The 19,768-nt window shown below is 43.5% G+C and carries 13 protein-coding genes; 1 reads left to right on the forward strand and 12 read right to left on the reverse strand.

Annotated elements, in window-relative coordinates; all coding sequences use genetic code 11:
• Nucleotides 1-36: 36 nt before the first annotated feature.
• The 12 genes from AC13CS_RS07535 to AC13CS_RS07590 form a co-directional block, all read right to left on the reverse strand.
• Nucleotides 37-2,010 carry a thioredoxin family protein gene (locus AC13CS_RS07535; protein WP_293164857.1) on the reverse strand — a complete coding sequence of 658 codons (1,974 nt, stop codon included), beginning with the start codon at nucleotides 2,008-2,010 and terminating at the stop codon, nucleotides 37-39.
• 191 nt (nucleotides 2,011-2,201) lie between these two features.
• The gene (locus AC13CS_RS07540) at nucleotides 2,202-3,383 is read right to left on the reverse strand and encodes a TlpA disulfide reductase family protein (RefSeq protein WP_293164854.1); all 1,182 of its coding nucleotides are present in this window, start codon (nucleotides 3,381-3,383) and stop codon (nucleotides 2,202-2,204) included.
• Nucleotides 3,384-3,404: 21 nt separating this feature from the next.
• Nucleotides 3,405-4,805 carry a RagB/SusD family nutrient uptake outer membrane protein gene (locus tag AC13CS_RS07545; RefSeq protein WP_482888713.1) on the reverse strand — a complete coding sequence of 467 codons (1,401 nt, stop codon included), beginning with the start codon at nucleotides 4,803-4,805 and terminating at the stop codon, nucleotides 3,405-3,407.
• Nucleotides 4,806-4,820: 15 nt separating this feature from the next.
• Nucleotides 4,821-8,399: a SusC/RagA family TonB-linked outer membrane protein gene (locus tag AC13CS_RS07550; protein ID WP_293164848.1), complete on the reverse strand. Its 3,579-nt coding sequence runs from the start codon at nucleotides 8,397-8,399 to the stop codon at nucleotides 4,821-4,823.
• A gap of 195 nt (nucleotides 8,400-8,594) precedes the next feature.
• Nucleotides 8,595-9,812, reverse strand: a complete 1,218-nt coding sequence (locus tag AC13CS_RS07555) for a FecR domain-containing protein (RefSeq protein ID WP_293164845.1) — start codon at nucleotides 9,810-9,812, stop codon at nucleotides 8,595-8,597.
• 151 nt (nucleotides 9,813-9,963) lie between these two features.
• Nucleotides 9,964-10,623: a sigma-70 family RNA polymerase sigma factor gene (locus AC13CS_RS07560; RefSeq protein ID WP_293164842.1), complete on the reverse strand. Its 660-nt coding sequence runs from the start codon at nucleotides 10,621-10,623 to the stop codon at nucleotides 9,964-9,966.
• A gap of 316 nt (nucleotides 10,624-10,939) precedes the next feature.
• The gene (locus AC13CS_RS07565) at nucleotides 10,940-11,410 is read right to left on the reverse strand and encodes a hypothetical protein (protein WP_293164839.1); all 471 of its coding nucleotides are present in this window, start codon (nucleotides 11,408-11,410) and stop codon (nucleotides 10,940-10,942) included.
• A gap of 60 nt (nucleotides 11,411-11,470) precedes the next feature.
• Nucleotides 11,471-12,178 (reverse strand): VIT1/CCC1 transporter family protein, encoded by a 708-nt coding sequence (locus tag AC13CS_RS07570; protein ID WP_293164836.1) that lies wholly within the window; start codon nucleotides 12,176-12,178, stop codon nucleotides 11,471-11,473.
• Nucleotides 12,179-12,729: 551 nt separating this feature from the next.
• Nucleotides 12,730-13,251 (reverse strand): hypothetical protein, encoded by a 522-nt coding sequence (locus AC13CS_RS07575; protein ID WP_293164833.1) that lies wholly within the window; start codon nucleotides 13,249-13,251, stop codon nucleotides 12,730-12,732.
• A gap of 1 nt (nucleotide 13,252) precedes the next feature.
• Nucleotides 13,253-14,533 carry an AAA family ATPase gene (locus AC13CS_RS07580; protein ID WP_293164830.1) on the reverse strand — a complete coding sequence of 427 codons (1,281 nt, stop codon included), beginning with the start codon at nucleotides 14,531-14,533 and terminating at the stop codon, nucleotides 13,253-13,255.
• Nucleotides 14,534-14,692: 159 nt separating this feature from the next.
• Complete coding sequence (locus AC13CS_RS07585) at nucleotides 14,693-15,535, reverse strand: trypsin-like peptidase domain-containing protein (RefSeq protein ID WP_293164827.1); 843 nt, start codon at nucleotides 15,533-15,535, stop codon at nucleotides 14,693-14,695.
• 231 nt (nucleotides 15,536-15,766) lie between these two features.
• On the reverse strand, nucleotides 15,767-16,000 hold the full coding sequence (locus AC13CS_RS07590; protein WP_326278529.1) for a helix-turn-helix transcriptional regulator: 234 nt from the start codon (nucleotides 15,998-16,000) through the stop codon (nucleotides 15,767-15,769).
• Nucleotides 16,001-16,727: 727 nt separating this feature from the next.
• Here AC13CS_RS07590 and AC13CS_RS07595 point away from each other — a divergent pair.
• A complete protein-coding gene (locus AC13CS_RS07595; protein ID WP_293164824.1) occupies nucleotides 16,728-19,760 on the forward strand; it encodes a SusC/RagA family TonB-linked outer membrane protein in 3,033 nt (1,010 codons plus the stop codon).
• Nucleotides 19,761-19,768 lie beyond the last annotated feature (8 nt).

A 19,768-nucleotide genomic window follows, 5' to 3' on the forward strand; every position in this document is an offset into this window, starting at 1 on the left:
TTCAACATATTTTCCATAAGATCTCTTATAAAGTTGTTACCGTCCATAGTTGTCGATGCCCTGCCTCAACCAAGTTTCATACGCTCCTACATCCGGTGTGTACCCCACAGGTTCATTGAGCTTTTCCCCGTCGTGGCCCACCAATACATAGTAGGGTTGGGCGTTGGCCCTGTATTCCCTGATCTGGAAATCGCTCCATTTGTTCCCGATGGTCCTGATTTTCTTCCCCGTTGCCTCGGAAACATATTGCCGGTCTTCCGGCAGTTCTCGCTTATCGTCCACATAAAGGGAGACCAGCACCACCTCATTGTTGAGTATCTCCAATATTTGCGGTTCGCTCCATACCCGTTCCTCCATTTTCCTACAGTTCACACAAGCGTGCCCCGTAAAATCGATCAAGACGGGCTTGCCCACTTTTTGGGCATAATCCATCCCCTTTTCGTAATCCTTGAAGGCCACAATGTCGTGCGGACCATAAGTTGCCCCTTCGGGAAGAGGTTTGTTCGAAAAGGACCCGCCTACCGTACTCGCAAACCCGACCCCGTTCGGGGATTCACTGTAATGCATGGGCGGCGGAAAACCACTGACCAACTTTAAGGGAGCGCCCCAAAGCCCCGGGACAAGGTATAGGGTAAAGGCAAGTGTCAGCAGCCCCAATCCGAGCCTGCCCACGGATATATGTTGCACGGGGGAATCATGGGGCAATTTTAGCTTCCCGAACAGGTACAGGGCCAATATTCCGAAAATGGCGATCCAAATGGCCAGGAACACCTCCCTTTCCAACCAATGCAACTGCAATACCAAGTCGGCGTTGGAGAGGAACTTAAAGGCCAGGGCCAGTTCCAAAAAGCCCAAAAAGACCTTTACGGAATTCAGCCACCCTCCGGATTTCGGGAGGGAATTCAGCCATCCTGGAAAAAGGGCAAAAAACATAAAGGGCAGCGCAAGGGCCAAAGAGAAGCCGAGCATACCGATAATGGGCGCCATTCCCCCTTTGCCCGCTGCCTCGACGAGCAGCGTCCCCACGATTGGACCCGTACAGGAAAAGGAGACAATGGCCAAGGCCAAAGCCATGAACAATATGCCGATTACCCCTCCCTTGACCGCCTGTTGGTCCACTTTGTTTGCCCACGAGTACGGTAGCACGATCTCGAATGCCCCGAGGAACGATGCCGCAAAAACCACGAGGAGTATAAAGAAGATAAGATTGAACCATACATTGGTCGAAAGGGCGTTCAAGGAATCCGCCCCAAAAATGGCGGTCACCAACGATCCCAGTACCACATAGATCAATACGATCGAGATGCCATAAAAAATAGCGTTCTTGATCCCCTGTGAGCGGGTCTTGCTCTGTTTGGTAAAGAAACTGACCGTCATGGGGATCATCGGGAACACACAGGGTGTCAACAGGGCCGCAAAGCCGGAGATGAAGGCGATGAGAAAAATGGACCATAGCCCTTTCCCGTCTTCATCTCCCATTTCTTCTTCAACCAAGTCATCGGTCCCGGGCAAAGCATTATCCTCCATATAATCATTGGTGCTGGATTCAATGGCTCGCTGCCCGCTCAGGTCAAATACCAATGCCTCTTCCGCAGGGGGCAGACAGCGCGTATCATCACATACCATATATTCCACAATGGCATTGATAGTGGAGAGGGTGCCATCAACAGCGACCTGTTGTTTGAACACGGCCTCATCCTCGAAAAACTTGATTTCCATTTCAAATACCGGGTCATACACCGTATGGCCATCATCTTCAGAGGTATCTCCAATAATGTTGAAAGATCTATCCGTGGCATCAAATGCAAAGGATGTGGCAACGGGCCCGTCCTTGGGGACAGTTTGTGAGTATAAATGCCAGCCTGCATCGATGCTCGCTTTGGCGACCAGTTCATATTCGGTCTCCGATATTTTGTTTACGGAGGTTGTCCATTTGACAGGTTCGAGAATTTGCGCATTCCCCATCCATGCAAAAAGCAAGAGCAATGCAAGGCCGATATATTTTTTCATTATGGCTATAGGTTTAGTATAGGGCAATGGTCCAAAAAGGGTTGTTTGGGTAAAACAACCCCTTTTGCCATTTTCCAATTGTAGTTTTTGGCTAATTCAAATAACTAGTAAACAGGAAGGTGTATGGGCAAATTTGAACAATAGATCATTATTGGATATCTGCCCGTTCTTTTTATTGTTAAATTCAGGAATCAATTCAGCAGCTCGGCCAATTTATCATCCAATGCTTTTCCCCGAAGGTTCTCAGCGACAACGACACCATTTTCGTCCACCAAAAATGTGGCCGGTATTGTTTTTACCTTGAATTCCTTGCTCATGCTCCCCGTATCGATAAGGTTGGGCCAACTCATATTTTCTTGGCCCAAAGCCTTGATCCAGGCATCATGTTTCTGATCTATGGAAACACTCAAGATTTCGAAGCCCTTGTCCGAGAAGTCCGCATAGGCTTTTTTAAGATTGGGGATTTCCTTGCGGCATGGGGCGCACCAAGACGCCCAAAAATCAATCAGGACATACTTCTTTCCGGAAATAATGTTTTCGGTATCAAAGGATTTTCCATCCTTGTCCTTAAGACTGTGATTGGATACCTTTTCTCCGATGAACCCTTTGGGATATACAGATTCATGGACCAACTTCCCATAATAACTTTTTTTGGCCTCTTCGGAAAGCTCATCATAGATAGGTGCTTGCTCGGGGGTCAAATACGTGTACTGGTGCATCATGAAAAAGGGACCCCACCAAGAATCCTTATGGTCAGAAATCAATTTTTTGGTCGTGGATTCCACCTTGCCAAAAAATGCTTTTTCCTTTTTATCCATTTCCTCATATGCGGTTGTGGCCATAAGGGAATCCAGAAGCTCCTTGTCCCCCTTGCGTCTCGCATTGCCCAGCAAATTGGCAAGTTCTTCCGTGGCTTTGCGCATGGAGGTATAATCGCTTTCAAGTTCTTTTTTGAAGGCCGTCATTTTCTTGTAATACCCATGGACTTCAGATCCAGATATGTTTTCCTGGGAAATGCTTATCCTTCCCGTTTTGGGATCATCCACCGTGGCCGTGGCCGTGACCTCGACCTGTGCGTTTTCGAGCATAACAGGTATCATTCCCTTATTGTCCCCAAAAACCAAATAGAAAAAGCGGGGTTCTTCCAGTGTTCCGGTCAACTTGAACTTACCTTCCTTGGCTGTGGTCTCTGCAATGGCAGGTTCGTTCGAATGGGTTGCGCCGGGTACAAGTTTGACCGCCGTTCCCTCTGGCAGGCCAACTATGTTCCCTTCCAGTTCGAATGCATTATCGAGCTTTGTCCCTTCTTGCTTACAGGAAGCAATAAGGAGCAGCAAACACATTCCGATTATGGTATATATACTTTTATTCATTTTTAGCGTATTTCTAATTATTTATCCACGTTTTGGGTTGGTCCCATTACCAGGGTTATCGACTGCCCCTTGTGGGAAGGGCATGGTCCACAAATGTGATTCCGGGCTCAATGTGTAGCTATCACCATTGTATTCCTTCGAAAGACCTACGGTATAGGTGCCCTCGGCATTTAACCGTCGGGCATCACAAAAGGGAATCAAGGTCAAAATGAGTTCGTTCATCTTGGTTTTCATGATGGCCTCCATGGCCTGGGCTTCGTTACTTGCGGTCAGGTCCGCATAGGATTCAGGTAAAATCCGGGTCTTTCTGACCTGGTTAAGGATATCCATGGCCGCTCCCCATTGATTGTCGCGGGCCAGGCATTCGGCCTTGATCAAATATACCTCCACCGTGGTGATGCCCCCATAATTGAAATACCCTGAAAGTGTGGAATTGTAGAAGGTCTCCGCTCCCACGGTCCTGACCTTCCACCTTGAAAGAAAACGGGCGTCGCCTGTTTCAAACCGTTGCGCACGGTGGGCCGGAATGTTGTTTTCCGTTGTGATCCGGGTAACCGCACCGTGTCTGAAATTATAGCTCTCCACATAATCAAACCCCATGGGCGAAGGTGTACTCACGTAGGATTCGGGATCCTCAATGACCATTGCATTGGCCTGATAATAGGCTGTCCAGTCATATAAGCTGTTATTTTCTCCCAAAGCTCGATTGGCATTGGCGAGCGCCTCATCATAATCCCCCATTTGAAGATAAAGCCGTGCCAAAAAGGCATAACCTGTCCCCAAATTGGGGTGTAGCACGGTCACAGATTCCTCCGGCAAATAAGGCAGGGCCTCTTCCATGTCAGACACCATAAAATCGTATATCTCCTGTATGCTCACCTGCTCGCTCGGCGCGTTGATATCGGCGCTCGTAATCAAGGGCACCGAAAGTTTGTCAGTGGCGTTGGAAGCTTCATAGGTGTCCGCATAGAAATTGGCCAGATTAAAATAACTCATGGCCCGTAAAACTTTGGCCTGTGCCCAAAGCACACGTTGTTCCCCTTCCGAGGCTTCGGTAGTGGCCAGCGCGTTTTCAATGATCAAATTGAAGGTCGAAATACTGGCATAACTCGCATAATAGGTGGTTTCGTCCGCACGGTTCAGGGCAATGCGATCTGCCGATTCGTCCCATAGATAATTGGCCTTGTCCAAAGGGCTGAAGGACAGGGTGGACTCATTTAAAAACCTATCGTTCAGTAAGTTCAAAGCCTGATTGACATTAACCGTATGGTTGGTGTATTCATTCCGGACAAAAGCCTCATAATCAGCCAATGTCATGGGGGTCTTGGATCCTTTGGGGACATCGTCCAAATACTCTTCACAGGAAGAGAATCCAACAAGCATTACCAAAGGACATATGATGTATGTATATATTTTTTTCATGATCTTACTTTTTGATTAAAGGTTTACATTGAATCCAAGTACAAAATTGGGGGTTTGGTACCCGCCCAGTAAATACTTGGCATCCCTACTTTTGGCCAGGGTAAACACATTCTCCACATTAAAGTTGATCCGTAGCCCTTTCATGCCAATTTTGGAAACCAGCTCGGATGGCATGCTGTAAGCCAGCGACACATTGCTTAATCTCATATGGGAAGCATCCAATATATTGATGTTCGCATCGGAATAAATCGATCTTAGGTCATAGCTGTACTCCGGATCATATTCATAGATCACCCTCGGCACATCGGTACGGGCCTCATCACCAGAATTCCTCCAACTGTCCTCGATGCGGTTGTTCACCGGTCTTATATTGGCAATGTATCCACCGGCCGCACCCGAATAGCTACTGTCAAACATGGGCAGGAACGTATTCCTGATCTTGTGGCCCATCCCATAAATGAACAGTGCGGAAAGTGAAAAGTCCTTATAGCTTATGGAGGTATTGAACGATCCACTCTGGATCGGAACTGTGGTACCATAATCCTCAATGGCCTCAAGATCTGCGGGATTATAGGATACCGGATTCTGTTCGGCATCATACACTTGGGGCAGTCCGGTACTGCTCAGCCCCGCCCATTGGTAGCCGTAAATGGAGTTATAGTTGGTTCCGACCCTGGGAAATTCGGACGGGTAGTCCAATTGTAGAAAGTACACTGGCGCTTCCACATTGACATAGGTCACCTCATTTTTGTTATGGGCGAACATGACCCCTACATCCCAAGAGAAATCTTCGGTCCTTAAAATACTTCCATTTAGGGAAACCTCAACCCCGCGGTTGACCATCTCCCCATTGTTCAGGGTATAGGTGGAATAGCCCCATCCTTCCGTTGGCACACCATTGCTGTTGGCCAAAAGGTCTTCTCCTTTCTTATGGTAATAATCAACTGTTCCGTTCAGCCTATTTTTAAATAGGGAAAAATCGATACCGACATTGGTTGTGGTGGTCTTCTCCCAAGACAACTGGGGATTGGGCCTGGAAAGAACATTTCCCTGCAATCCACCAACATTGTTATTGGCGGAGTAACTGGCCGTTAGATAGGGCGCTGAATTTTTTGCGATATTACCCCCAATACCGTAGGAAAAACGTAGTTTGAGCCTATTGAGCCAGGCCTTGTCCATAAAGGTTTCATTATGAAGGTTCCATCCTGCACCGGCCGACCAGGTCGGTTTGTTCTGGTATTTATTATCGGTACCCCATAGGTTGGAACGGTCCCAACGCAGGCTTCCCGTCACCGAGTACCTTGAATCATAAGTATAACCGGCGTTGCCGTACACAGAAACATAACGGTTGAGCAGTTCTCTTTCTGCCGAGAAATCATTTTGGGTCATGTATCCCCCAAAAACAGAACCATACACTTGCAGCAGATCCGCTTGATTGATCGGTGTATAGGATAAAGTTTGGGAGTCATAGCCATAACGGGTATGTTCGCTATATTCCAATTTGGAATGTCTCACCTCCGTACCGGCAATGGCGCTCAAGTGATGGACATTATTGAACAGTTTGTCAAAATTCAGTTGCTGGCGAAAATTGTAGGCATTGGAATATTGGTTGCTCCGGTCGGAAATATCCCCATAGGGCAAATTATATATAGCTTGGTTTGTCGGTGAGATGGTCACCAAGCCATTTACCAAAGAACGCACAGCATAGGAATCAGCACTTCTCAATTGATTTGAACGGTCAACCCCGTACTCATATTGGAACATGGCATTATAGGAAAAGGCATCACTGATTTGAACGTTCAATTTGGCAAAGGTCCTGTTCAAAAAGTTCTTGCGTTCCCTCAAGTTCCTGCCCAACTCGTCCATGGGCGTGATATCCATATTGTACAGTCCATAGGTGTCCATGGACTGTAGGGTAAAGGCATTGTAACGGGATTCAGCCGTTGACACAAAGGAAGATCCATCGGGATTGACCAACCTATCGTAGGGCTGATAGACGAATCCGGGGTTCAGGGCATTGTACGTTTGTTCCTTCCCATTGTTGAAAAACAGATAAGTACCCACATCCAATGTTAACCAATCGGTAATTTGTGCCGAATTGTTCAGGTTGATCCCCAGGGATTGCTCATCCGAGTATATATCTTCGAACTTATTGTCCTTATAGGTAGCTGAGGCATTAAAACTGTTGTTTTCCGTTGCTTTTCCGAAACGGACATTGAACTGTTGGTAATATTGATCACGCTTGGCATATCTATCCAAATCATCATAAAATTGGAAGCCCGATGCCGCTAAACGATTGAGCGTATTGTTCATTTGGGATTCTGAACTATTGCCGGCGTAAAAATTCAGCAGGGTCTGCATTCCCTGGCTGGTATATACGGCATTGTCCAATAAGGATGAGGCATAAGATGCCGCGCCCCCACCTTCAAGGTTGGGGTTGCCATTGGCCCAATCCCTCTCGAAACCAACAATGGCATCGGAACCGATCAAGTTCCCTGTATAGTATTTGTATGGAGATAGGGTCAAATTGCTTGAGAATGATACGTTCGTTTCACCGGCCTTGGCCTTTTTGGTCAATATGACCACAACGCCGTTGGCGGCACGGGCCCCATATATCGAAGTTGCCGCCGCATCCTTAAGTACCGTAATGCTTTCCACATCCTCGATATTGATGTTGGGTAGGTTTTCCTCCAAAGTATAGTTCGCGTTATACCTGGTCTGTTCCACGGGAAAACCGTCAATAACGAACAAGGGAGTGGTCAAGCCGTTCATGGAGGTCACGCCCCGAACGACCCCGTCACGAAGTCCGACGACCCTACCTTCCAGCACAGCGTCAAGGCTGTTCAACCGTTGTGCCTGAAAATCATCCGAGTCCAAAGTGGAATAGGAGCCTGTGACCCGTTCACTGGAAATGGCCTGGTACCCGGATTGGATGACCACCTCTCCCAGTTCCGTGGCACTTTCCTCCAAGGTCACGTTGATCTCATTTTCAACACCCACGGTAATCTCTTTGGTCTTGAATCCAATGTAGCTGAAGACCAAAACATCGCCTTGGTCCGCTCCAATCAGGTATTCTCCATTCTCATCGGTGGTGGTTCCCTTTCGGGTTCCTTGGACAATTATGGTCACTCCCAACAATGGAACACCATTTTTATCGGACACCTTTCCAGAAATTTGGGTTTCTTGCTCCTCCTCAGCCTGTTCCTGATGGCTTGGAGCGGGCGTATTTTGCCTTCGGGTGAGCACGATGTGCCTATCGATTATCTTGAATTGGACATTGGAGGCTGCAAAAACTTTTTGGAGCACATTTTCAATCCGCTCCTTGTTTACATGGATGTCAACGTTCCTGTCCACATTGAGTTCTTCACTGCGGTAAAAGAACCTAAACTCCGTAGTTGACTCTATCTGTTCAATAATTTCAAAAACGGTAGCAGATTCCATGTCCAGGCTTATCTTTGTGGTCTGGGCATAACCGGTTTCCGCCTGCATCTGAAAAAATACGATAAGAAAAAATGTGAGTGTGAGTTTCATCTTTAAATCGAACAATGGGGCAATGGTGCACCAATGATTCGACACGGGTTTAATTTTTTTCATAATTTTAATTTGGTTTTTGTTATTCAGACTTAAATCATTTTTTCATCGGGGGGTGTTGCCGCACCCTCCGATTCTTTTATGCCCTTCCCATTATTATATTTCATCATGAAATGGTCGGACACTGATCAAACCTAATGGTATCCCTAGGTTCAATTTTATTTTTTTTGGTTCATAGGCTATTGGTTTTTTTGTTAGTTAGTTGTTTGTTATGGTTATGGTATCCCCATTTCTGGTGTAAGCGAAGGGGGTATGTTCTCTACAGATTCTCAAAATTTTCTCCAAAGGTTCACCATAGGCAAAGGTTCCCGTAAACTCCATGTCGTTCAATGCCTCGTAACGATTTTCGAACCGAACGTTAAAATTTCGTTCCAGTTCCTTGAGGATAAGTTCAAAACGGTCGTCCACGAACACTAGTTTTCCTTGCTTCCAACCAATGTACTTGTCGATGTTGGCCTTTTCCACATCTATGGCGCCATTTTCATAAACTGCCCTTTGTCCGGGAACAATGGCAATGGGCTTGGAACCCTGGACATTATTGGAATGGTAAACGCCGACACTTCCTTCTACCAGTACCGTAAAGGTGTTTTTTTCATTTTTATAGCTCGACACATTGAACTCGGTACCGTACACTTGGGTGTTCATATCATCGGTCACAACCGTAAAAGGTCTTGTCTCGTCCTTGGAAACCGAAAAATAGGCCTCACCGTCCAAGAAAACATCCCTGGCCTGGTCTTTCAAAAATGTGACGGGGTAGCGAAGTTTTGACCCCGAATTCAAAAAGATATGGGAACCATCGGACAGGATCAGCTCAAACTTTTTTCCATAGGGCACGGTCAGCTGGTTATACTCCAAGGTTTCCCCATCACCATCACCTTTATCACCATCATCATAGACCAGTACATTGTATTGTTGGTTTACGACCTTGTCGCCCTCCGATGTACTGATGGCCCCCGATCGGGTTTCATTTATTGTTTTAATTGTTCCATCCTGCAGTTCCAATGTGATTTGAGGTCCGGTCGGTAGGGAAAGATTCTTGTCCGAAGTGAAAGAACCGTACTGATAAACAGCAATCGACAATGCCATCAGCCCCACAAAAACAGCGGCTATCCTTAAGATTGCCCTTGGTCCGAACTTCGTCTTTTTACTTTCATGGGAAACATAGGAGCTTGATTTCGAACGCTGTTCAACAATATGTTGCCACATCGAGTCAAAATCTTCCTTGGCAAGTCTATCCTCATCACTGGCCAATAGGCGTACCATCTCTTTGGCCTCTTCGACCACATCTTTCTTATCCGGATTTCGGACCAACCAATTGTCCCAAAAATTATCGGTCATGGAATCGCTGTGCAGGACCCATTTCTGGAAATATTCATCTTGGACAAAATCATCCAGATTAAAATTGTTGTACTTCATCTTGACCGTTAATTTGAACTTGGGACAACCCTAGTTTATTAACAAGAGAGAAAAAATGACTTTTTACTTCAATTTTATTTAAGTTTTTTCAAAAAAGTTGAAAGACCCCAGTATTAATGGGCTTTTAGAGAATAAAAATATTGTGGGCAATTTAAAGCGAGGACAATAATATCCCCATAAAAAGAAAGGTAACGAGTATGGAACGAAGCTGATGGATCGCTCTTGCCATAAGGTTATATACCGCTTTTTTGTCCAAGTCCAGTGTCTCGGCAATCTCCTGATAGCTCAGACCCCCGTTATATTTTAAATGGACGATTTCTTGTTGGTTCTTGTTCAGGGATGAAAGGGCTTTCTTTATTTTTTTTCGTTGCAAATCGAAATGTTGCTTTTCAATAAGGCTACGCTCTGGGGAAGGCTCACATCCAGGGGTAAAATCCCCATCGATATTTTCTGCCGTAACGGCCCTCAATTTAACGGCCTTGGCTATTAACTTTCTCCGAAGGGATTTGTAAAGGTAGGATTTGATGGACCTTACTTTGCCAAGGCGTTCCTTGGCATCCCATAATTCCACAAAAAGATCCTGGATGGCATCCATGACCAGTTCCTTATCCCTGACCAATTTGAGCCCATAACTGTACAACCGATCGACATTGTTCTTATAAATGGCCGCAAAGGCAGCTTCACTCCCGGATTGAAATTCGCTCCAAAGCTGTACATCGGATGGACCGGACACATTACCTGGCCCCGCCTTGGATACCTTACCTGCATCATTGGCCTCTGGATCCCGATTATTTGCAAAGTTCAATATCAATTAACAATAGGGTTTGTTGAATTCCAACCGATTATAGGTTGTTAAAGGTAAAATAAAAATTACAAAACCTTAATCATACCTTAATGTCGGAATCAAATAATTGAAATCAAAAGGCCTCCACAGCACACAGCCTATTAAACACTAATATCAATATCCATCACATAAAACAAAGGGCAAAGCCAAGACTGCAAGCCGAATTCCGTTAGCGATGGGACTATACAAAAAAAACAATAAAGGGGCTTAAAATAAACTTTTTTACCTACCGAAGGCTTGTGCACATATCCGCCGAAGGAGAGACGTATTCTCCTGTGTGCAGTTATTTTTTCCTTTTAAATGTTTGTATTACATTCTTGATATCTGAAATTGCTTTATCGCTTCCAGTCACGTAAGTGCCAACAAAAAGGTAATAACCTCCCTTTTTGTCAAACAAGATAACTTGATACATTTCCTCACTTTCGTTATCGTTGTTTTGGGCTAAAAGTTCAAATCCCTTCAGATTGTCAATCTTTACCTCGTTAATCCCTTTAGCCTGAATTATAGCATAATCGGCTGGATACTTCTTCAATCTTGCGATACAAAACAGTTTTTCGTTTTTAATCTCAACTTTTGCAAATGATTTGTCAGTCAACAATGTAGCTTTATCGACACTTTCTGTCGGTGTTTTCAAATCTCTGTTGAACAGCATTCCATTTCCAACGAAGGCTTTGAATTTTAGAGAGCCGACATTTTCATTAAGCGAATAATTTAGGGCTTCTCTTGGATTGCTTTCCGCTTCAGAATCCACCAAAAAATGTGGGTTAATGATTTATCGTTACATGTGGATATACAGTCCCCATATTTATAAATTTTAGACGCTTACCCCAAAGAGATAACCCACGAATGCAGAAAGTCCCATGGCGATTGTGCCCCAAATGGTAATCCTGACCATTCCCTTCAACATATTTGAACCACCGGTTTTTGCGGCCGTTGCTCCCAAAATGATCAAGAAAATAGTTGTAAATCCATATAGCCAATATTCCATTCCTTTTATTGGGGCAAAAAGAACGACTAAAAGAGGTAACATGCCCCCAACAGTAAATGCAGCACCTGACGCCAACGCGGCCTGAATCGGGTTGGCTTTACTAATCTCATTGATGCCCAATTCGTCCCGTATGTGCGTTCCCAGGGCATCGGCCGCAGTTAGTTCTTGGGCAACTTGCAGCGCTGTTTCCTTTTTCAGCCCTCTTTTTTCATAAATCTGGGCCAATATGTTCAACTCTTCTTCCGGCATTTCGACCAGTTCTTTTTTTTCTCTTTCGATATCTGCCTTTTCGATGTCGGTCTGTGAGCTTACAGATACATATTCTCCTGCTGCCATTGATGCCGCTCCTGCCACAAGGCCGGCCACCGTTGCTAAAATAACAGGCTCATTTATCGAACTCGCCGTTGCAACGCCGATTGCGAGACTGGAAATGGAAATTATGCCATCATTGGCCCCCAAAACGGCCGCCCTTAACCAATTGCTCCTGTGGATGTAATGACTATCAAGGTAATTGTCGAGTGTTAAATTTTTCATTTCTTGCCCTGTTTTGGTTGCCATTGGGCCTAAGTTTAACTGAACTTTTTGTGAGCCATCAAATAAACCTCCTAGTCTTGTTTTTTACCTATAATGCGAGGTGTGATGTCATTGATTTTGATTAAGTATTGGGGTGATCCAGTGACCCAATGTAAGAAAATCCTAGAAAACTTGTGAAGAGTCAAATAAGGATTTTACATAAGGTGTACGGATAAATATAATAAACAAGTTGGAATTGCAGAAAAGCGGGTTCATTGCCAGTCCTAAAAGGGGTAAGGCTACAAAGGCTACACAGCTTCCTTATCATTCAATAAATCTTTGGGGGAGTACAGGAACTAAATGTAAGAATTTTCTAGAAAACCCTTACCTTGAAAATTTGGGTTCAATTAAAGTGCTAACCTAAAAAGCCACCCAAAATTCAAGTTGAAAAACTAGCCTATGGCCTAAAAAAAAAAGCCCCAAAAAGAGCTTAAAATGGGTTCTTTTTTCTGCTGTTCAAGGGCTTGTGCACCTGTCCGCCGAAGGGGAATGGTGACCATTGTTGCGCCACGTTATTTTAATATTTTTTTAATTCGTTCACTGTCAAGTTTATTCATTTTGCATAAAGGTTTTAAACTTTTGTCTACATAGTTATCTGTCAACAGAGATTTGTTCTTGCTCGATGTGTAATAAGAAGGTGTTGAAAAGCTCTTTGGGTAGTATTTTCTATCCGTTACGTGTTTAATTGATCTAGAGTCTTCAGAACAGATTAATTTACATTTAGTGGCAATTGAGATTGCGGGTAAATGAGGGTCATCAAAATCTTTATCTTCATTAATGTCTTCAACTTCGGCTTGTAGATTATCAATAGTTTTTTGACAGCCTTCTAATACTTTTCCAACATCTCTTAAAAGACGAATGATTGGTAAATATTTCGGTGTTTTTTTTAATTCAGCCTTGTATTTACTGCCACCATAAACCATAATTCCTTTTCCGACAAGAATCCATTCTAAAACTGGTTTAAATTCAGAATGTTTATTAGAATTTGGCGAAAAGACATTTCCAAAGCAATTAGTATCTATTATTATCGCCATACTATAATTCTAATAATTTAAGCTCCTCATCAATAAAAAAGTCTCGGTAACTTGTAGGAACTTTTTTTGAATAGGTTCCATCTTTGTTTAGTTCAATATTTGTAATTTTATTTCCATCTTTTGTTCTTTCAAAGAATAAAATTTTAGAAGTAAATTCGACTTCTTTTTTTGATGAACTAAGTTTGTAGCGTAGTCTATTTATTGTAAAATCACTATGCGTTTCAATTATGAACTTATTATTGTCATTTTTTGCAGCGTTGAATAAAAAACTTCCAAACGCAGATTGAGCTTTTGGGTGTAAGTGAACCTCTGGTTGTTGAATCGAAAAACAGGTTTTCCTAGTTGACAATACCTCAATTACTATTGGCAATGATTGTGAAACTCCGTAACCAACATTGGGAAGTTTAATCTCAATGTCTTTGTATTTAACAATTATCTCGAAAGGTGAGCTGTTTTTCTTGCCGAGTTCCCGTATTTCAATCTTATCAAATAAATTGCTGTCTTTTCCAAAAGATTCAAGTATCGAAATGATTTTATTTTTTTCCGAACTAGTTCGATTGCCTAAAATTTGCCTTAAAATAGAAGGTATGTGGTCACCTTCTGGTGAAAACTTAATTTTATAAGATTCATATGTTCGTTTTGCTTTTGCCCTAATGGGTGCTAACCATTTATAATTTGGGTATAGCATTTCTCGACCAAAAGATGTTCCGAATCTGAACTCATTATCGTTTTTAAGAATCTCACTGCCAATTAATCTTATTAGTATTGATAATGGGATTTGTTTTTGAGGAATATTTATTCTTTTGTATGTTCTTGAAAACTCAAAATCTAAAGCCCATTTCTCAAAATCTAAAACTTCAGTACTTTTAGTTCTGTAAGTAATTTGTTTCTTGGTGAACTTTATAAGAACATCATAATCTTCAATTTGAACTTTTGCTCGAGTAAGAATAGGAACAGATTTTTCCTCTGAAAATTCAAATATTACTCTAAATCTTCGATTGCTTTTGTTTTTATTGTCGTCCTCTTCACTAGGTTTCTCAATGCCGATTTGAAAATATTTGTCCTCAGTTTTCTTGTTTAGAATTTCCTCAAAATAACCTAATTCAACTTCGTTGTTGTTAAATTCATAGTTATACCAAAATTCAGGACTTGATAGAAGATTTATAATTTTAAGAAAAGATGTTTTACCTGTACTATTTTCTCCAACAAGAAAATTAACATCTTTCAGTTCCACAAATTGTTCTTTGAATCCTTTATAATTTTTTAAAAATATTTTTTCCATTTCGTTTTTCTAATGTGGTACAATTTGTTTATACTCCAATTTTCTTCATCACACCACCAAATAAGAGGTCTACGCCCAAATTTTGTGTTTTAATGCAAAGCATAGTTCACACTGTTCAAGGGCTTGCGCAATTATTACTATTGTTATTGGTATTAGCTTTTATTTATTCAACATTTCTTTATCAATATGGGCTTCAATAGTTTCGGTTACGGTATTCGCTTTAAATACAATTCCTAAGTCAATCATTTCTTGACTAACTGAAATATTTTTGTTAGAAGTAGGAATTGGAATGCTTATAATTTCGTTAACTGAATTTCTAAAAAAAACAGCAGCTACAACCCCTAAAAAATAAAGCCTGCTACCAGCAATTAACCCTCCTCCCTTATTTGTAAAAGAGCCTGAATTATATAAAAATACGGGACTTCCACTTGAACCGCCAAATACAGATGCGTCAATTAAAAACTTTTTTTCATTTTCAAAATCTACAGCATAATGTGTGGCAGTAGTTCCTCGTCTCAAAATTGGGGTGTAATTTTTCCTATCCCAAATTCCATTTGGATAACCAACAAAAGTTATGTCCTCAATTGCATCTATTTCTTTGATTTGAGAATCTGTAGGTATATTTTCAGATGAAATATGGTTGAAATATATATCTACGTTGTACCTTTTCTTAATTTCGTCTAACAATGGAATTAATGGCGTTACTGTAACATCTACATTTGGGTCAGCGTGTCCTTTCCATAATTTTTCAAAATCATTAAATTCAAGTCTAAATGAATTTCCAAGAGTTGGTTTCTCATCCTTTTTCTTCATAAAAGTAATTCCACCTTTTATCGCATTTTTAACAACGTGTTTATTAGTTACAATACATAAAGCATCGTTTCCTTTATACTTGTGCGAAAAAATAAAACCTGTTCCAGAACCATTTTCCCCTTTTGTATTTACTGTGTCAATTCTTACAGTTACAAATAGTAATTTTTCTGCTATAGATGTTACTTCCATTTCTTTCTTTAAATCAATGCCAATGTCTTAAATATCCAATTTTTATCGGCAATTACCGCCAAATAGGGTTGGATATACAAAAATTTTGCATTTTAAAACAAGGCACAGCTTTTTTATCGTTCAACAAAGTTTTGGGGGAGTACAGGAACTAAATGTAAGAATTTTCTAGAAAAGGAAAATGTGAATATCTGTAAGGGAATATTTAAAAGACAACGGATGCTAATTTTATTTTCAAAGTCCTGCTAGTTTAAAAAATTCGCTAAGCTTAATACCCTTTGCTTCACAAATTCTATTTAAAGTTTCAACGGGTATTCTATATTCGTTTCTACCTTTTATTTTTCTTACAGTACTTTCGTCAATATTGTGTTTAATAGCGAAGGAACTCTGGGATTTGCCTTCCTTTATCCAAGGGAGTAGCCACTCCTCGGTTATATAGCTGCATATTTCCACATTAATGTTTGACATCTAAGCAAAGGAATAGGATGGGAAATAAAATATCTCGGTCGTTCGACCGAAAACTGAAATATTTTATTATATTGCATCCAGTTATTTAAATTTGCGATTCTTCGTTTAGAACATATTTGAAGCAATCGCTTTGATTCTCGGATGGAAAACTGGTAATTTTTTATGCGAACGAGATGATAAGCAGTTTGCTCACGACCCGGGCGTGGGCTCACTTATCGTTTGCAGGGCATTTACCAGTGCCTCCGTCCGTTAAGTTGAGTTTCCACGCCCAACTTTTTCTTAGCGTTTGGTTTCTTTGGTCCTTTCGGGGCATCGCCCAACCATTTTGGGTTATGGGAAATATTTGGCAATTTTTTTATGTGGGGTTCACACCGTGTTGTTGTCCTGTTTTTGGGGCAGCGCACTCGGTGTTCGATATCCTGTTCAAAAAGAAGCCAAAGAACCCCGTATAATCCCAAGGCCACGGTTGTGGGATACACCTTACATACTTTTCCGGTTCACGATATCCTTTTGTCCCACCACCAACGACTACACTTTTAGGGCAACCGGCCCAATCACGAAACCATGGTCTTTTTTGGTTTAGGAATCCTATTTCCGAGAGCTTTTGCTCCTTGGACAGGATGGCCTATGTCCGAACCTTGATGTCCTTTTTGGAAGTTACGGCTTTTCCGTGACTTATGGGGCAGTGTAGAGAACAACTAACGCTTTAATTAAAAGAACTCAATTTATGCAACATTCAATAATATGCATGCGCAGGGGAACCCTACTTGTGCTCCTATATGTCTTTCTAATGCCCTTTCTTTCATTTAATCTGCAAGCGGGCACTTTCTTGGAACCACCACAGGCCACCGTTTCCGGCACCGTCACCGATACTTCGGGAAATCCCCTGGCCGGGGTGAACCTTGTGGTGGAATCCAAGCATATCGGGACCATGTCCGGTCTGGACGGTTCCTTTACCATTAATGCAGGCCCTGATGATGTGCTCATCTTTTCCATGGTCGGTTTCAAGACCCTTACCGTGCCCATTGGGGGTAGGGAAGAGGTCTTTGTTTCCTTGGAGGAGGATGTCACACAGTTGGGGGAAGTGGTGCTCAATGCGGGCTATTATACCGTTTCCGAAAAAGAACGTACCGGGAATATTGCCACCATTGATGCTACGGTCATGGAGAAACAGCCCGTGGCCAACCCCTTGGCAGCCATGCAGGGGCATCTTTCCGGTGTCAACATTGTCCAGAATACCGGGGTGCCCGGAGGGAGTTTTGAGATCGAGGTGCGCGGCCGTAATTTTATCAATGGGGTTTCCGATCCCTTGTTTATCGTGGACGGGGTGCCCTTTGGTTCCCAGTCCATGGGCTCCACAGATGTTTCAGGACAGATTTTTTCGGGGAATATCAGTCCGCTCAATGCCATCAATCCCAATGATATCGAAAGTATAGAAGTGCTCAAAGATGCAGATGCCACGGCCATTTATGGATCTAGAGGGGCCAATGGAGTGGTGCTGATCACCACCAAAAAAGGTAGGGTAGGGAAGACCCGGTTTGATGCCCATGTGAGCAGCTCCTTGGGTCGGGTCTCCCATTTTTTAGATCTCATGGACACCTCACAATATCTGGAATTGAGGCGAGAAGGGGTACTCAATGATGGTTATGGGGATGCCCTGGAAAATCCGGCCTATGACACTTTTTGGCCCGATATTACCTTGTGGGACAGCAACCGTTATACGGATTGGCAAAGGGAACTGATCGGTGGGACGGCCTATCGGAACAATGCCCAACTTTCGGTATCGGGGGGCAGTGCACAGACACAATTTTTGATCAGTGGGGCCTATCAACGGGAGACCACGGTGTTCCCCGGGGATGCCAACTATAAAAGAACCACCCTTCACAGTAATATCAACCATCGATCCAAGAACGATAGATTCAGGATCGATCTGTCCACCCAATATGCCCATGAGAACAACCTCATGCCCCGGTCGGACTTTAGCCTGAAAGCCTATACCCTTGCCCCGAATGCCCCGGCACTGTATGATGACAAGGGCAACCTGAATTGGGAAAACAATACTTGGGACAATCCCTTGGCCTCCTTGGAGGAAAAGTTCGGGGTGCAGACCAATACCCTTATGGCCAATGCCATGGTTTCCTATGGTCTATTTGACAATGTAGAGGTAAGGACCAGTCTGGGCTTTACGGATTACCGTTTGGAATCGTATAGGACATTGCCCAGTTCCGCACGGAACCCAAGGCTCAACCTGACCCCCCAGGGCTATTCCAACATGAGCATGAACCAATCACAGCGAAAATCATGGATTGTGGAGCCCCAATTGCACTGGAACAGGGAATGGAAGGACGTTTCGGTCGATGTATTGGTAGGGACTACCTTCCAACAGGAAACCACCCAACAGTTGGTGTTGCGCGGACGTGGTTTTCCCAATAATGGCTTGATAGAGAACCTGGCGGCAGCGGAACGGGTGGAATCCTTGACGGATGTGGACAGTGACTATAAATACAATGCCGTATTTGGCAGGGTCAACTTCAAGTACAGGGACCGATATATCCTCAACCTGACCGGACGGAGGGACGGATCATCCCGTTTCGGGCCCGATAGACAGTTCGGGAATTTTGGTGCCGTGGGCCTTGCCTGGATTTTTTCCGAAGCATCCCTCTTTCAAAACAGCACCCTATTGAGTTTTGGAAAAGTGCGGGGGAGCTATGGGACAACAGGGAGTGATAATATTGGGGACTATCAGTTTCTGGATACCTACACCATTACGGGGGACGATTATGATGGGGTTGCCATTTTAAGGCCAACAGGCATATTCAACCCCCTTTTTGGGTGGGAGGAAAACAAGAAGTTGGAACTGGGCCTGGAACTCGGTTTTTTTAAGGATCGATTGAACCTCAATGCCTCTTGGTATAGGAACCGCTCCTCCAACCAATTGATCGGGATCCCTTTGGCAGCCACTACGGGCTTCTCCGAACTGACAGGGAATTTCGATGCCGTAGTGGAGAATTCGGGAGTGGAATTGGATCTCCGTTCAGTGAACCTTGTCTCGGGAACGTTCAAGTGGTCCACAAGTTTGAACCTTACCGTGCCCAAAAGCAAATTGGTGGAATTTGAAGATTTGGAAAACTCCACTTTTTCCGATAGGTATATCATAGGAAAGCCGTTGTCCATTGTCCATCTCTACCATTCTTTGGGAGTGGATGCCGAAACTGGTCAATATCAGTTTGAGGATTACAATGGTGATGATGCCATCACCAGTTCCGAGGACCGCAAATGGGTGGAGGACCTGGCCCCGACCTTTTATGGAGGGATGGGCAATACCCTTGCCTGGGGGAATTTCACCTTGGATGCCTTTTTTCAGTTTAAAAAACAAAAGGCCTATAATACCCTGCGGTTCAATGCAAATCCCGGTTATCCCGGCAATGCAAGCGTTGAGTTATTGGACAGATGGCAAGAGCCGGGCGATATCAAACCATTTCAAATAGCTACCGCCGGATTGGCCGGTGGAGTGGATAGGGGCGCATTGCAACGAAGAAGCAGTGCCGCGGTCTCGGATGCTTCCTTTATCCGATTGCGGAATATATCCCTGAACTATAGGATACCCCATTTGGAAAATGGATTGGAGGTCAATGTGTACGTGCAGGGGCAGAACCTATGGACCTTGACCGATTACAAGGGGCCGGATCCCGAACAGACTTCCAATACACGACTGCCCCAATTGCGGCGGCTGACCTTAGGTGTCCAAGTAGGCTTTTAACTTAAAAC

It is taken from the genome of Flagellimonas sp. B-3 (assembly GCF_056857835.1).

Bases quoted from the DNA above. Each gene is read 5' to 3' on its own strand.
- AC13CS_RS07595 (WP_293164824.1), top strand. From the start codon at position 16,728: ATGCAACATTCAATAATATGCATGCGCAGGGGAACCCTACTTGTGCTC.
- AC13CS_RS07590 (WP_326278529.1), bottom strand. From the start codon at position 16,000: ATGTCAAACATTAATGTGGAAATATGCAGCTATATAACCGAGGAGTGG.
- AC13CS_RS07550 (WP_293164848.1), bottom strand. From the start codon at position 8,399: ATGAAAAAAATTAAACCCGTGTCGAATCATTGGTGCACCATTGCCCCA.
- AC13CS_RS07585 (WP_293164827.1), bottom strand. From the start codon at position 15,535: ATGGAAGTAACATCTATAGCAGAAAAATTACTATTTGTAACTGTAAGA.
- AC13CS_RS07545 (WP_482888713.1), bottom strand. From the start codon at position 4,805: ATGAAAAAAATATATACATACATCATATGTCCTTTGGTAATGCTTGTT.
- AC13CS_RS07535 (WP_293164857.1), bottom strand. From the start codon at position 2,010: ATGAAAAAATATATCGGCCTTGCATTGCTCTTGCTTTTTGCATGGATG.
- AC13CS_RS07540 (WP_293164854.1), bottom strand. From the start codon at position 3,383: ATGAATAAAAGTATATATACCATAATCGGAATGTGTTTGCTGCTCCTT.
- AC13CS_RS07555 (WP_293164845.1), bottom strand. From the start codon at position 9,812: ATGAAGTACAACAATTTTAATCTGGATGATTTTGTCCAAGATGAATAT.
- AC13CS_RS07575 (WP_293164833.1), bottom strand. From the start codon at position 13,251: ATGGCGATAATAATAGATACTAATTGCTTTGGAAATGTCTTTTCGCCA.
- AC13CS_RS07580 (WP_293164830.1), bottom strand. From the start codon at position 14,533: ATGGAAAAAATATTTTTAAAAAATTATAAAGGATTCAAAGAACAATTT.
- AC13CS_RS07570 (WP_293164836.1), bottom strand. From the start codon at position 12,178: ATGAAAAATTTAACACTCGACAATTACCTTGATAGTCATTACATCCAC.